The sequence below is a fragment of the uncultured Phascolarctobacterium sp. genome (genome assembly GCF_937920985.1).
GTDB lineage: Bacteria > Bacillota > Negativicutes > Acidaminococcales > Acidaminococcaceae > Phascolarctobacterium_A.
In genome coordinates this window covers 14310-28428 of sequence record NZ_CALDXR010000020.1, presented here as the reverse complement: position 1 = coordinate 28428, position 14119 = coordinate 14310, and the positions used below count along the sequence as shown (strand labels likewise).

At 47.9% G+C, this 14119-nt stretch carries 14 protein-coding genes; 3 read left to right on the top strand and 11 right to left on the bottom strand.

The annotated features are described in order from the left end of the window. Window positions 1–60: 60 nt before the first annotated feature. The 11 genes from glpX to Q0612_RS03595 all read right to left on the bottom strand — a co-directional run bounded on the left by glpX (window position 61) and on the right by Q0612_RS03595 (window position 11315). Window positions 61–1023, bottom strand: coding sequence for a class II fructose-bisphosphatase (glpX, locus tag Q0612_RS03645; RefSeq protein ID WP_293724021.1), 963 nt, complete (start codon window positions 1021–1023; stop codon window positions 61–63). A gap of 126 nt (window positions 1024–1149) precedes the next feature. Continuing rightward, window positions 1150–1701 (bottom strand): YIP1 family protein, encoded by a 552-nt coding sequence (locus Q0612_RS03640; RefSeq protein ID WP_293724024.1) that lies wholly within the window; start codon window positions 1699–1701, stop codon window positions 1150–1152. Between the two features lie 6 nt (window positions 1702–1707). After that, window positions 1708–2664 (bottom strand): signal peptide peptidase SppA, encoded by a 957-nt coding sequence (gene sppA, locus Q0612_RS03635; protein ID WP_298880885.1) that lies wholly within the window; start codon window positions 2662–2664, stop codon window positions 1708–1710. Window positions 2665–2854: 190 nt separating this feature from the next. Further along, a complete protein-coding gene (locus tag Q0612_RS03630) occupies window positions 2855–4480 on the bottom strand; it encodes a CTP synthase (RefSeq protein WP_293724030.1) in 1626 nt (541 codons plus the stop codon). Window positions 4481–4603: 123 nt separating this feature from the next. Further along, window positions 4604–6328, bottom strand: a complete 1725-nt coding sequence (gene argS, locus Q0612_RS03625) for an arginine--tRNA ligase (RefSeq protein ID WP_298880880.1) — start codon at window positions 6326–6328, stop codon at window positions 4604–4606. A 31-nt stretch (window positions 6329–6359) separates the two neighbouring features. Continuing rightward, window positions 6360–7826, bottom strand: coding sequence for a DUF1846 domain-containing protein (locus Q0612_RS03620; protein WP_021720315.1), 1467 nt, complete (start codon window positions 7824–7826; stop codon window positions 6360–6362). A 1-nt stretch (window position 7827) separates the two neighbouring features. Further along, on the bottom strand, window positions 7828–8247 hold the full coding sequence (locus Q0612_RS03615; RefSeq protein ID WP_298880876.1) for a DUF1934 domain-containing protein: 420 nt from the start codon (window positions 8245–8247) through the stop codon (window positions 7828–7830). A gap of 288 nt (window positions 8248–8535) precedes the next feature. Beyond that, window positions 8536–8964: a hypothetical protein gene (locus tag Q0612_RS03610; protein WP_298880873.1), complete on the bottom strand. Its 429-nt coding sequence runs from the start codon at window positions 8962–8964 to the stop codon at window positions 8536–8538. Window positions 8965–9085: 121 nt separating this feature from the next. Continuing rightward, window positions 9086–10366, bottom strand: coding sequence for a CHAD domain-containing protein (locus tag Q0612_RS03605; RefSeq protein ID WP_298880870.1), 1281 nt, complete (start codon window positions 10364–10366; stop codon window positions 9086–9088). A 38-nt stretch (window positions 10367–10404) separates the two neighbouring features. Then, window positions 10405–10776, bottom strand: a complete 372-nt coding sequence (locus Q0612_RS03600; protein ID WP_298880867.1) for a VOC family protein — start codon at window positions 10774–10776, stop codon at window positions 10405–10407. A gap of 29 nt (window positions 10777–10805) precedes the next feature. Next, a complete protein-coding gene (locus Q0612_RS03595) occupies window positions 10806–11315 on the bottom strand; it encodes a DUF456 family protein (RefSeq protein ID WP_021720320.1) in 510 nt (169 codons plus the stop codon). A 167-nt stretch (window positions 11316–11482) separates the two neighbouring features. Between Q0612_RS03595 and Q0612_RS03590 the strand changes: the two genes are divergently transcribed. From Q0612_RS03590 to trxA, 3 genes are all read left to right on the top strand, one after another. Beyond that, window positions 11483–12613, top strand: coding sequence for a mechanosensitive ion channel family protein (locus tag Q0612_RS03590; RefSeq protein ID WP_298880857.1), 1131 nt, complete (start codon window positions 11483–11485; stop codon window positions 12611–12613). 99 nt (window positions 12614–12712) lie between these two features. Further along, entirely contained in the window at window positions 12713–13606 is an 894-nt protein-coding gene (locus Q0612_RS03585; protein WP_298880855.1) for an NAD(P)/FAD-dependent oxidoreductase, read from the top strand. A 37-nt stretch (window positions 13607–13643) separates the two neighbouring features. Further along, on the top strand, window positions 13644–13949 hold the full coding sequence (gene trxA, locus Q0612_RS03580; protein ID WP_009146017.1) for a thioredoxin: 306 nt from the start codon (window positions 13644–13646) through the stop codon (window positions 13947–13949). Window positions 13950–14119: the final 170 nt, after the last annotated feature.

Sequence of the window (14119 nt, the reverse complement as noted above, 5' to 3'; positions counted from 1 at the left end):
GCAATCTAATTGATAAATAGGGCTGTTACAAACGTAACAGCCCTATAACCGGTTTTAAAATTAAAGCTTAACAGCAAGCACCTTGCGGTCCAGGCTGTGAATAGCATCAACAAAACGTACAGTGCCGGTTTTGTAACGGGCAGAAATAGTATGGGTACGTACACCATCGCCGAAGTAACGCAGACCATTCAGCATGTTGCAGTTGGTAATAGCGGTAGCAGTAAACATGCAGTCATCGCCTTTTACCAGGTCATCCAGAGTCAGCACCTTATTAACATCGGTGATACCCATTTGCAGGCAACGTTGAGCTTGAGCTTCATCTTCAGGAACCAGGCGAGCTTGCATGTCGCCGCCCAGGCATTTAACAGCAGCAGCACCCAGAACGCCTTCCGGAGCGCCACCCTTACCAACGTACATATGCACGCCGCTGCCTTCGATACAGCATTCAACAATCGGGTTAACGTCGCCGTCAGTAATCAGGGAGATACGTGCGCCAGCCTTGCGGATTTCGTCCATCAGGCCATAATGACGCTCGCGGTCCAGCAGAACTACGTTCAGGTCGCTTACTTTACGGTCCATAGCCTTAGCAACGCGTGCCAGGTTTTCGCTAATCGGTGCATTGATATCGATGCAGCCTTTAGCACGAGGGCCAACAGCGATTTTATCCATATACATGTCAGGAGCATGCAGCAGGCAGCCACGCGGAGCAATAGCAATAACTGCGATAGCACCGTTTTGTCCTTTAGCAACCAGGTTGGTACCTTCGATTGGGTCAACAGCAATATCAACCTCAGGGCCGCCGGCACCTACTTCTTCGCCGATGTACAGCATCGGTGCTTCATCCATTTCGCCTTCGCCGATAACAACGGTACCTTTAATGTTTACGGTATCAAAGGCTGCGCGCATAGCGTCAACAGCCAGACCGTCAGCACCGTTCTTATCCCCTCTGCCTACAAGATGACCGCAGGCAATAGCTGCCGCCTCGGTTACACGTACAAATTCCAAAGAAAGCTCTCTGTTCATTCTTCACAACACTCCTTAATATAATTTCATATGGTAATAGCACTGCTTGTGCAGCGCAAGAGAATTAACTCTATGTCCAACCTTTATTATGACACGTTTATGCTGATTAATCAATCTAAATTTTATTTACAGCAACAGCATCAGGCAAACCTGCCACGGTAAAATGAAGACGATATACAGTAAAAACAGGCTGAATACTACGGTTACGCCCGCGCGAAAGGCATCTACAAGGTACACTGCCTCCAATGACCGCACCAGAAGATACAGCATCCACAGACAGCCGACGAGGAACAAGAAGCCTAACAGCGGTAAGCCGTTCAGTCCCATCCTGCCTGCCAGCAATGCACCCGGCGTGAGCAGCAGAAACGGCAGCGTTGTATATCCCAAAAGACAGATAAGCCCGACGGGGTCGCCTGCCAGCGCACCGAAGGTTTCCATAATGCCATGCAGCAAAAAGCCATAAAGCGCTAAAGCAGTTCCCGCAATCAGCACTGTCGCTATAATAATAGCAAAACGCACCTCCAGCGGCTCCTCCAGCAGCCAGCAGTTCGTCGCTACGCCAAAAAAGCTGAAGCTGAGGGTAAAGTAAAAAGCACTGCGCCAAAGAGAAGGCTGCTTAGCAATCGCAGCCATGCCTGCACCAGGCTCAAAAAGTACCTCAAATGTTTTGCGCCTCATAGCTCATCACCTCGTCATACCGCCAGCCGGAGCACTGCTTTGCTGCAGACTGCCCGTCAGCTGGTTCACAAGCTCCGCTTTAATCAGTTCCGCAATATGAGCGCTGAGCAAAAATTCCCAAGGCTGTTGTTTTTCCTTAACCTTAACTGGCGGCAAGCCGTCAGCCCCCGGCTTAATCTTGCCCAATTCACCTGCAGCAGCAAGTGCATCGTAATAATCGCCGATTTCATCTACCAGACCCAGGTTTTTAGCCTGCAGACCGGTATAAACACGGCCGTCAGCCAAGGATTTTACCTTGCTTTCTTCCATCTTGCGTCCTACGGCAACAGTTGTCACGAACTGCTCGTAGATTTCGTTGACAATGTTCTGCAAAATAGCCTGCTCCTCCGGTGTCATCGGTCTGTCGCTGCTCATGATATCCTTATACGGACCACTTTTAATCTTATTGCTGGTGATGCCGATTTTTTTGAACAGCTCCTCCGTATTCATATACGGCATATATACACCAATACTGCCGGTAAGTGTAGTAGCATTAGCATAAACCTTATCGCTGGCGCAGGCTGCAATCCAATAGGCAGCGCTGGCACCTGTATTGCCCATAGTTGCCACAATCGGCTTTTTGGTTTTCTCCTTAAAGCGCTTCAGTTCACGTCCAACCTCTTCAGCAGCCGTAGCACTGCCGCCGCCGCTATCAATACGCAGCACCAACGCCTTTACGCTGTCGTCAGCAGCTGCCTCGCGAATCTGCTTCATAATGCTGCCGCTCGTTACACCGTTAGTCTGACTGAAGATATTGTCCTTGCTGTCAGCACCGCTGATAATGGTACCGGAAATATTAATTACGGCCACGCGGTCAGGCACAGTAACGGATTTCTCATTGTTGTTATTGCCCTTGAGCAATGAAACAACAAAGCTCAGCACAGCCAAAAGCAGCACTGCGCTGATAAAAATTTTCTTAAGCATTTAGTCACTCTCCTCCCTAATAAACTTATCGTCTGACACAAGCAAGAACTCCCCTCAGGCGAATGACTTACGGCAATTGCGCCTAAGGTGCCAAAGGGGAGTATTCTTATTTTGTCACAGCTGAGGCCAAAGCAGCATAGCGACTTCACCTAGAGAAAAGCTGAAGCACCTGACATTTTAAGCTCAACCTTTATTGATGGTGCTTTACAGCTGCACCTACAAAATCTCTGAACAACGGATGTGGATTTGTCGGACGTGATTTGAATTCCGGATGGAACTGCGCACCGAGGAACCAGGGATGCTCGCTCTCAGGCAATTCCACAATCTCTACCAGGCGGCCATTAGGCAGTGTGCCGCCAAGAACTAAGCCCTTGTCCACAATTTTCTCACGGAAAGCATTATTAAACTCATAACGATGACGATGACGTTCGTAAATCAGCTCTGCATTGTAAGCCTTGCTGGTCAGCGTATCGGGATAAACCTTACACGGATACAGTCCCAGACGCATCGTACCGCCCAAATCCTCAACATCAATCTGTTCAGGCATCAGATCGATAACAGGATGTGTGCTGTTCGGATTGAACTCCGAGCTGTTGGCATCAGCCATACCGCAGACGTGACGGGCAAATTCAATTACTGCGCACTGCATGCCCAGGCAGATACCGAAGAACGGTATCTTGTGCTCACGTGCATATTGAATAGCCTTAATCTTGCCTTCAATACCGCGGTTACCGAAGCCACCCGGCACCAGAATGCCGTCAACACCGGCCATCACCTTAGCCATATCAGTGTCATCTGCTTCAATTTCTTCTGCATTTACCCAATGGATATCAAGCTCGGCTTCATTGGCAACTGCTGCATGACGCAAGGATTCCGTAATAGAAATATAAGCATCCTGCAAAGCAACATATTTGCCGACTACGGCGATAGTTACCTTCTTTTTATATTTTTTCAGAATGCGGGCCACCATATCATGCCAGCCCTGCATATCCTTCGGCTTGTCCTCCATTGCCAGCTTGCGCAGAACAATGGTATCAAGTCCCTGCTCCTCCATGAGCATCGGTACTTCGTAAATACTTCTTGCAGTAAGGTTTTGGATAACTGCGTCCGGATCTACGTCGCAGAACATAGCCATTTTCTCACGCATTTCCTTGGAAATAGGCTTTTCACTGCGGCAAACCAGGATATCCGGTGAAATACCGATACTGCGCAGCTCTTTAACGCTATGCTGAGTCGGTTTGGTTTTCAGCTCACCGGCTGCGGAAATATAAGGCACCAGCGTAACGTGAATATAAAGCACATCGTTCTTGCCGACATCCTTTTTTACCTGACGGATGGCTTCCAAAAACGGCAGGCTTTCAATATCGCCTACAGTGCCGCCAATTTCCGTAATAACGAAGTCGGCATTATCCTGTTGGCCTACGCGGAAAACACGCTCTTTGATTTCATTTGTGATATGAGGAATAACCTGTACGGTACCGCCAAGATAATCGCCACGGCGTTCTTTATTTATTACACTCTGGTAAATCTTGCCTGTGGTCGTATTGGAGTTTTTGGACAGGTTGATATCAATAAAGCGTTCGTAATGTCCCAAGTCAAGGTCAGTTTCCGCACCGTCGTCGGTTACAAAAACCTCGCCATGCTGATACGGGCTCATTGTACCCGGGTCAATATTGATATACGGGTCGAACTTTTGGATAGTAACCCTATAGCCGCGACTTTTCAGCAAACGTCCCAGGGACGCAGCAGTAATGCCCTTACCCAACGAAGAAACAACGCCGCCTGTCACAAAAATGTACTTAGTATTAGTAGTCATGATTTTTAACCCCCTCAGATTACATAAAATGCTACAACATAATAAAAATATTAAATTGTATCTAAACTCACTGCAGGCGGCAAAGCCTCACGGACTCTGCCACCTGCAAAAGAATTTCTTAAATTACATTCTTTCCGGAGCAGAAACGCCCAGAATACCCAAAGCATGACGGATGGTGTGACCAACTGCCTTCACCAAAGCAATGCGGGCTTGTTGTAACTCTGTATCTACGCCCAGAATACGGCATTGGTTATAGAAGGAGTGGAACAAAGTTGCCAGCTCGTAGGTATAGGTTGCCACATGATGTACAGCGCGTTCGCGGGCTGCACGGGCAAGCAGTTCCGGATATTCGCCCAGCTTTTTAACAAGCGCCAGCTCTTCAGGAGCCTGCAAAGTATCCAGCTTCAGCTCATCAAGAGCTACAGCCTCAATACCTGCTTCAGCAAGCTGACGGGCAATGCTGCAGATACGCGCATGCGCATATTGGATATAATAAACCGGGTTCTCATTGGATTTTTCGGTAGCCAGAGTCATATCAAAATCCAACTGGCTGTCTAAGGAGCGCATGCAGAAGAAGTAACGCGCTGCATCAACGCCAACCTCATCCATCAGCTCGCGCAGAGTGATGGTTTCACCGGTACGCTTGGACAGCTTAACGATGTCGCCATTGCGGTACAGGCGTACCATTTGCAGCAGCAGCACCTCCAGCTTATCAGCATCAAAGCCCATAGCACTTACAGCAGCCTTCACGCGGGCAATATAACCATGGTGGTCAGCGCCCCACAGGTTGATGATGCGGTCGAAGCCGCGCTCGAATTTGTTGCGGTGATATGCAATATCGGCAGCAAAGTAGGTGGAAACGCCGTTGTCACGGATAACAACGCGGTCCTTATCATCGCCGTAAGCGGTGGATTTAAACCATTTTGCGCCATCCTTTTCATAAACGCAGCCTTTTTCCTCAAGGAATTTGCAGGCCTCGCGGATTTTGTCGGCATCATGCAATGATTGCTCGCTGAACCATACATCGAAGGTTACGCCAAAGGCTTCCAGATCCTCTTTCAGGCCTGCCAGCTTTTCTTTATAAGCAATTTCCAGGAATTTTGCCAGACGCTCTTTTTCCTCTAAAGCAACGAATTCCTTGCCATAGATACGGATAATGCGCTGAGCGGTTTCAATGATGTCATAGCCATGGTAGCCGTTTTCCGGGAAAGGAATGCCAGTCGGCATTTCATCCAACTGTTTAACGGTCAGGTCGGCAGGAACGCCGCCCATTTCCTCCAGCTTCAACAGCTGCAGATAACGTGCATTGACAGAAGCTGCCAGATTGTTCATCTGATTGCCGGCATCATTGATATAATATTCGCTTTCAACATCATAGCCTGCAGCACGCAGCAGGTTAACCATAGCACTGCCGACTGCGGCACCGCGGGCATGGCCTACATGCAGCGGGCCGGTGGGGTTAGCGCTTACATATTCAACCTGAACGCGGCCTAAGCCGTTAGCAGGCAGATTGCCGTAGTTTTCACCGGCAGCCAGAATGCCTGCCAGCAAATCAGCGGTCCAGTTTTGTTTCAGATAGAAATTGATGAAGCCGGGGCCGGCAATTTCCATTTTATCTACGGAAGCACAGTCCAGATTATCGACAACAGCCTGTGCAATCTGACGCGGTGCACAGTGCAGGCTGCGGGCAGACTGCATAGCAAAGTTGGTTGCAAAATCGCCGAATTCCTTTTGCGGCGGAACCTCCAGCATAACCTCGGGCAGTGCACCCGGTTTCAAAGTGCCATTATCGATAGCTTTTTGCGCTGCATCTTTAATGGCAGCGGCTAATAAATCCTTTATATCCAAAGCAAAATCTCTCCTTCTCTTTATTTATTGCTTATTTTGTTTCGTAAATAGGGTCATTAGTCAGTTCAACGCCCAGCTTTTTGAATACCTTGAAATCTCCCTCTGTCAGCATAACGGTGGAATGTGCCTGACAGCCCTTCAGCTCCGGCAGCTTTTCCAGTGCCAGCTTGGCCAGACTGTCCGTTGCGGCGCACATGGAAAGCGCTATCAGCACCTCATCCATATGCAGGCGCGGATTGCTGCTGCCAAGGTAGCGCGTCTTCAGATTCTGAATCGGATTGATATAGGTCGGCGAAATCAGGTGCATTTCATCGGCAATGCCGCCCAATTCCTTAATTGCATTCAACAGTACGGCACTGGCAGGTCCCAGCAAATCCGTAGTTTTGCCGGTAACAATTCTGCCATCGGCAAGCTCCAGCGCAATAACAGCGCACTTGCGTTCTTCCGCAACCTGCTTGGCTACGGTAACAACACGGCGGTCATTTACGCTGACCTTAGCCTGCTTCATCAGCAGCTCCAGCGTATAAACCTCCTGCTTGCTGGCCTCATCCAATGCCAGACGGTTCAGGGACTGATAATAGCGGCGGATAATTTCCTGACGGGAAGCCTCACAGCAGACCTCATCATCACAGATGCAGTTGCCTGCCATGTTAACGCCCATATCAGTAGGCGATTTGTACGGGCAATAGCCATAAATACCTTCAAAGATTGCTGCAAGTACGGGATAAATTTCGACGTCACGGTTATAATTTACCGTGGTTACGCCATAAGCCTCCAAATGGAAGGGATCAATCATATTAACATCCTGCAGGTCTGCCGTAGCAGCCTCGTATGCCATATTGACAGGATGCTTCAGAGGCAGATTCCAGATGGGGAAGGTTTCGAATTTAGCATAACCGGCCTTAATGCCGCGTTTGTTTTCATGATACAGCTGCGACAGGCAGGTTGCCATCTTGCCGCTGCCAGGTCCGGGAGCAGTAACAACTACCAGCGGACGTGTAGTTTCTACATAATCGTTCTGGCCATAGCCAGCATCGCTGACAATATGCTCCACATTATGCGGATAGCCCTCAATCGGATAATGGTAATAAACCTTGATATCCAAAGCCTCCAGCTTATTCTTGAAGCTTTCGATGGATTTTTGGCCCTTATATTGCGTAATAACAACACTGCTGACATAAAGTCCCTTGGAACGGTAAACCTTTACCAGACGCAGTACGTCCAGATCATATGTCAGTCCCAGATCATGACGCACCTTGTTGTTTTCAATATCATCAGCATTAATGGAAATAATCATTTCTGCCTGATCTGCAAGCTGCAGAAGCATCTGCAGCTTACTGTCCGGAGCAAAGCCAGGCAGTACGCGGGAAGCATGGTAATCATCAAACAGCTTGCCGCCGAATTCCAGATAAAGCTTATCACCGAATTTACTGATGCGCTCTCTGATATGCTCAGATTGCATGGTTAAATATTTTTGATTATCAAAGCCAATTTTCATATTAAATTTCCTCAACCTCAATTAAAATCTTCATCTCACCATAAGGTTTCTCATCGTGATACAGTGTATATTCCATTTCCAGCTCCCACAAACCATTGCGGAAATGGGTATATACATAGCTTGTTTCCGTCGTCAGAGGAATTTTCATATAAGGTGTCTGATAAAGGCTTTTGTCTACGTAACCACGGCGAAACTCCTGTCTGTGATCAACACTGCCGCTGCGCATGACAATGACGTGCTCATCATCCCATTTAAGCGTCGTCTTCGTGTTATCAAGACCAGATTGTTCATCTTCTTGGTAGATTACGTAGTATTTGCCGCCCTTTTCCGTCATCATACCCGTATACTTTTGTTCAGAAGCCTGAGCCTCACTACCCTCATCCTTCGTTGTACTCAAAATACGAATTTTTACCGGCTGCATAGTACGTGCCTCCATAAACAAGATAGAGCCTGCACCATTTCGCCACACCATTATGATCGAAAGGTCGCAAGCCCTGCAAGATTTTTGTCAATCTAATGCCATTCAACTTCTCTGCACTAAAAAAGACCTCTTTTATTCTTCAATATTATATAACAGCTATAAAGTACAGTCAAGAAATAGCATAAGGAAGTGCGCCGGTTCCAATCGCATCAGCTTCAAAAATTCAACCAAAAACGACAGAGTATACTGCCTTAGTATAGCTCTGTCGTCAGTTTTTTATCTGAAATTTTATTTTTTAGCTTCTTCCTTAGCTGCTTCTTTTTTCTGCGGGAGCATTACACTGAAATCATTCAGCAAGGGTTTCTCGCCGTTCAGCTTGAAAAGATATACGAAGCGGGCAGCAGGCATTTTATCGGTTGCGACATGATACAGCAGAACGTCAGCGCCATTGTGCTTTTCAACAACCAGCAGTTGGTTGGTGGTCAGCTTGCCGAAGTCTTTAGCAAGCTGTGCATGCAGATTATTGTATGCCTTTTCGTCCCAGTTCTTTTGCATATCCTCGGTCATCATAGAAGTAACTGCCTTGTAGTTGCCACCGTTGATAAATTTGTCAACAATAGCTTCCTCTGCGTCCAGCACCTTGCCGTTGGATGCGCTGCAAACTGCGCTGAAAGCCAGCATCATAACCATTGTAACCAGCATTAATATTTTTTTCATGGAAAACTCTCCTCCCATATGCTTAATATGTGTTTAATTATAGTCTTTCGCGCCTGCAAGTGCAAGCACCGCCATAAAAACTTTACAATCTTATTTGCATTGTTTCACAAAGCCAAAGCAATTACAGATTTTTATTCTTCCACTCCGTCAGCTGACTGCTGAAGGCTTCCCACTGCTGCGGCAACGCTTCCAGCGCCGCATCAGCCTTGGCCTGCTCCCAACCGCTGAACAAGGCCGCCTCATAACGCAGCTCCTTAATCTTGGGATTCGCCGCCACCAGACGTTCCACCATCAACGTGTTGATATAATCATCATGCAGCAGTCCCAGCATATCTTGCAGATACTTCAGACTGCGCAAGAGGCGTGCTTCCGGAGCCAGCTCCGGCACGCTCTGCAGCGCATAGCGGAAGCGCTTGAGCTTGATGCGGATGCGATGCAGCTGCTCCATATTATGCAGGTCAGGATATTTTTCCGGCAGCTCCAGCAGCTTATCATACCAATTACCGAAACGACGCGATAAAAACTCGGCCAATGCAGGCTCCTTTTCAGGCGCAGGCGCACTATACAGCCATAAAAGTAACTGAGCCAGCTCCAGCGTCAGGCGGTTCAGCCTCAGTCCGCGCAGTGCTTTAGCTGCCGCCGTACCGCGCAACTGCGTCAATAGCGCCGTAAGCTGCGGCAACACTACCTCCGCCTGCTCCCGGCTGCGCTGCAGGCGTGAACAGATTTGCAGCGCTACATCATACTCACGCACATCACCCAAAAGATTAGTGCGCGCCTTCAGCACTCCCTGCCAGTGCAAAGCCTCCTGCTCAGGCAGCAGCGGCTTGCATAACGTCAGCAGCGAGCGCAAGCGCCTGAGCTTGACGCGCAGCTGACGCATCAGGCTGCGTTCCGGGCCGCGGCTCAAAACCTCCTGCCACAGCTTGCTTACATAATAAACCTGCCACGGAAGATGGCAATACAAAAGACTCATAGCACTGTCCGCATCGTAGGCTGCCAGCTGCTTTTGGTCAAAGCAGCCTCGCAGCTGGTCAAGACGCTGTGAAAAGTCCGGCTCTTCCAACACAAATTTTGTTTTGGAGGCCAGCAGCTTCTGCAGCAGACTGTCAACAGCTTTTGCCGCTTCCGCATTATGACATTCAAATTCAATAATAATATCCGCTATCGCCAACAGCTTATCGCTCACAAGCAGTGTACCCCAGGCACAATACAAGCGTACGCCGTCCATATCTTCCGGCGTAAAACGCGTCAGGCGATATTTGTACATATCATTATCATTAAAATATTTTTCTTTGATTTTTACCTTGACGGTACTGCCAGGCAGCAGCCTTTTCACAAGATTAAGCAGCTGCGCCTGGTTTTTTACTTCCAGCCCATGCAGACACAGCTTTTGTTTCATGTCATCTACCTCCCGGACCTTAACGCTTATTTATGCGCTTATTTGTTCTTCGGTACAATTTCCAGCCAATAATTATCAGGATCGGTAATAAAGTAAATTCCCATAGCAGGATTTTCGTAGCAAATGCAGCCCATTTCCTTATGCTTAGCGTGCGCTGCTTCGTAATCATCTACCAAAAATGCCAGATGGAATTCATTTTCGCCCAGATTATAAGCCTCATTGCGGTCACGCAGCCAGGTAAGCTCCAGCAGATGCGGAGTTTTGCCATCCGTCAGATATACCAGAATAAAGCTACCGTCCGTAGCCTCCTTGCGGTGGTCTTCCTTCAGCCCCAAAGCCTCCTCGTAAAACTTCAGGCTTTTTTCCAAATCCAACACGTTAAAGTTGTTATGTGCGAAAGTAAATTCCATATTGTACACCTCTCATTAAATTATATATTTTAAAAAAACACTACCTGCTTCAAAAGCAGTGCAGCTAAAGCAATACCTGCTGCCAGTTTTCCCATAATCGCTAAAAAGCGCATCTTTGCTGCCGTCCAAGCCAAATGCATAGCATCAGCCGAAATACCTGTACGCGCCAGCTCATAGGCAAACGCAGCCGCAAAGGCACCTGCCATACCGCCGAGCAACGAGCCTAATATCGGAAAAATCAATGTACCAAGCAGAGTGCCGGCAAAGCTTCCCAAGGCAATGAAAATAACCGCGAACCAAGACACTTTACTGCGTTTGATGCCGAAAAGGCCGACGCAGAACTCCCAAAATTCACCCAAAGCATAAATGAGCACCATAGCAGACAGCAGTCTGCCGTTAAAATAAAGTACCTCATCAAAAAAAGCAAACATCAACGATGTCAGTAAAAGCAAAGTATTTCCCGGAAGGTCGAATATTGTCAGTATCGGTCCCGATATAGCTATGAAGATTGCAAATGTACGCTCAACCAGCAGTTCCATAACACGCCTCCGTCTATTTATATTGTATTAATTATACCACATCCATAAACATACAAGTTTACTAAAGTGTCACGAGAATTAGAAATAAATGTAAAATCGTTGTGCGGTATCGCAGAAAATGCTAAAATTAGTTATGCTGAAACATTCTTAACCAAGGAGGTTCCCTCGTGAACGATATATTGCTTACTCTTAAACCCTGGTACCCTTCCATAAGTGCCTTTCTTTTCTTTACCGTTGTCCGCTACATTTATAAAAACTTTTTCATCCGCCTTTTACGCCGTCTGAATAACAAGGTATCCTTCAGCTACGGCGAAGATTTTCTTAACGCCTTTGAAACACCTATCAACATTGCGCTCTTTATTATCGCGTTCTATGCGGCAATCAACCTGTCGCCATTGGCGTCAATGCATGATGTAAGCTTTACCGACCGCATCCTGCGCACGATCATTGTCACTAACTTTTTCTGGGGCCTGTATAACCTGATTGATACAACGCACGGCCTTTTCTTCGATTTGCTGGAAAGATTCGGTATCCAGACCGATGAAGCCATCGCCAACATTCTTGCGACCATTTTCCGTATGATTATTATCATGCTGGGCTTCGTAACCGTGGCCCGCGAATGGAATTATGATATCAGCGCCTTCATCGCCTCCCTCAGTATCGGCTCTTTGGCCGTTGCATTTGCAGCCAAGGATGCGTTGGCCAACGTTTTCGGCAGTATGATTATCCTACTCGACAAGCCCTTTAAAATCGGCGACTGGATTAAAGCCAACGGCATCGAAGGCATCGTAGAAAGCGTTTCCTTCCGCAGCACCTGTATCCGCACCTTTCCGCAGGAGCTTGTTTATATTCCGAACTCCCTCCTCAGCAACACGCCGATTACCAACTATACGCTGCGCGAACGTCGCCGCATCGACTTTACGCTTGGCCTGACCTACGGTACAACGGCTGCTCAAATCGAGGAATTTATCTTCAAGCTAAAAAATTATCTGGAGGATCTCACGCTTATTGACGAAAAGGATGTGCGTGTTCATTTCGTCACCTACAACAGCAGCAGCCTTGATATACGTGTTGTCTGCTACGCCAAAACGGGCAAGCACCTCGAATACCTCAACATTATGCAGGAAATCAACCTGCATACATTGGAGCTTCTTGAAGAAGTCGGCGTAAGCTGCGCCTTCCCCAGCACCAGTCTTTATTTTGAAACTCCGCTGCAGGAAAATGTTACCGAGCAGTCTGTCAAAGCACAATCCAAAGCTGATAAGCCAAAAGATAACAGTAACTCTGCCGGCTGCTAATTCACTATTATTTTGCAAAAAAATTTTGCAAACTGAGTTATAATAAAATAAAGAATAATTTTCCATTTTATCTCAGTTTACATTGACAGGAGGCTGCCTATGACTAACAACATTAAGCAAGCGATTATTATCGGCGGCGGTCCCGCCGGAGTAAGTGCCGCTCTTTATCTGGCGCGCGCCGGTCAAAAGGTATGCATCATTGAAAACGGCCCCGGCGCACTGGCCAAGGCACATAAAATCGACAACTATTACGGCATTGCCGCTTCCGGAGCCAAGCTCTATGCAGCAGGACTGGAGCAGGCACGCTCGCTGGGCGTAGAAATTTTGCAGGATGAGGTTCTCGGCGTTGAATACACTGACCGCTTCACGCTCAGTTTGAAAAACACAGACGAGCAGCTGCAGACAGAAGCACTTATTCTGGCTACCGGCAGCAAGAATATTACGCTCAACCTTCCCGGTCTTATCGAGCTGGAGGGCAAGGGCATAAGCTACTGCGCCGTCTGCGACGGCTTCTTCTTCCGTAAGAAAAATGTTGCAGTCTTGGGCAACGGTGCCTATGCTTTGCACGAGGCGGCTTATCTTAAGCAGCTGGCAGGCAGCGTCACTATCCTGACCAACGGACAAAGCGGTGACGCAGCCAAGGCTGCAGGCTTTGAGGTAAACACCTCTGTGCTGCAAGCAATTGAAGGCAACGGCAAGCTCAGCAGCATCCGCTTTACCGACGGCAGTACGTTGGCCGTTGACGGCTTGTTCATTGCCTTAGGCACAGCAGACAGCACCGATATGGCGCGCAAGCTCGGCGCAGAGCTGAACGGACGCTTCATCCGTATCGACGGCGACGGAGCGACTAACATCCCCGGACTTTTCGCTGCCGGCGACTGCACTGGAGGCTTGATGCAGGTGGCTAAGGCAGTACACGAGGGCGCACGCGCAGGCCTGACAGCGTTAAAGTTTTTGCGCCAACATAAGACAGACGAAAACAGCAATAAATAACCAAAATTTTTACAAAAACACTGAAGGAGTGATAATTATGGCATTAGAAATTACTACAGCAAACTTTGAGCAGGAGGTTACCAATTCTACCCAAACAGTTCTCGTTGATTTTTGGGCATCCTGGTGCGGCCCCTGCCGTATGCAAGCTCCGATTCTGGAAGCCTTTGCTCAGGAGCACAGCGATATCAAGATTACCAAATGCAACGTTGATGATAATCCGGAGCTGGCAGAAAAATTTGCTATCATGAGCATCCCCAGCCTGTTGGTTTTCAAAAGCGGCAAGCTGGTAAAATCCGCAGTCGGCCTGCACGATAAGGAAGCGTTGGCAGCACTGGTAAAATAAGACGCTGCTTAATTTCTTGACGAAAAAATCCCGGTTATGGTTTTTGAAGAAGCCATGCCGGGATTTTGTTTGTTTTGAAGCATAAAAAGAACTCCCTACGAAGCACTGCATGAACAGAGCACATAGAGAGTTCTTTATTTTTCTTTTTACCGTGCCGCTTACGCAGCACG

What these genes read in the sequence shown, in the direction of transcription:
- glpX (WP_293724021.1), bottom strand. Translation starts at nt 1,023, where the DNA reads ATGAACAGAGAGCTTTCTTTGGAATTTGTACGTGTAACCGAGGCGGCA.
- Q0612_RS03640 (WP_293724024.1), bottom strand. Translation starts at nt 1,701, where the DNA reads ATGAGGCGCAAAACATTTGAGGTACTTTTTGAGCCTGGTGCAGGCATG.
- sppA (WP_298880885.1), bottom strand. Translation starts at nt 2,664, where the DNA reads ATGCTTAAGAAAATTTTTATCAGCGCAGTGCTGCTTTTGGCTGTGCTG.
- Q0612_RS03630 (WP_293724030.1), bottom strand. Translation starts at nt 4,480, where the DNA reads ATGACTACTAATACTAAGTACATTTTTGTGACAGGCGGCGTTGTTTCT.
- Q0612_RS03620 (WP_021720315.1), bottom strand. Translation starts at nt 7,826, where the DNA reads ATGAAAATTGGCTTTGATAATCAAAAATATTTAACCATGCAATCTGAG.
- Q0612_RS03615 (WP_298880876.1), bottom strand. Translation starts at nt 8,247, where the DNA reads ATGCAGCCGGTAAAAATTCGTATTTTGAGTACAACGAAGGATGAGGGT.
- Q0612_RS03610 (WP_298880873.1), bottom strand. Translation starts at nt 8,964, where the DNA reads ATGAAAAAAATATTAATGCTGGTTACAATGGTTATGATGCTGGCTTTC.
- Q0612_RS03605 (WP_298880870.1), bottom strand. Translation starts at nt 10,366, where the DNA reads ATGAAACAAAAGCTGTGTCTGCATGGGCTGGAAGTAAAAAACCAGGCG.
- Q0612_RS03600 (WP_298880867.1), bottom strand. Translation starts at nt 10,776, where the DNA reads ATGGAATTTACTTTCGCACATAACAACTTTAACGTGTTGGATTTGGAA.
- Q0612_RS03595 (WP_021720320.1), bottom strand. Translation starts at nt 11,315, where the DNA reads ATGGAACTGCTGGTTGAGCGTACATTTGCAATCTTCATAGCTATATCG.
- Q0612_RS03585 (WP_298880855.1), top strand. Translation starts at nt 12,713, where the DNA reads ATGACTAACAACATTAAGCAAGCGATTATTATCGGCGGCGGTCCCGCC.
- trxA (WP_009146017.1), top strand. Translation starts at nt 13,644, where the DNA reads ATGGCATTAGAAATTACTACAGCAAACTTTGAGCAGGAGGTTACCAAT.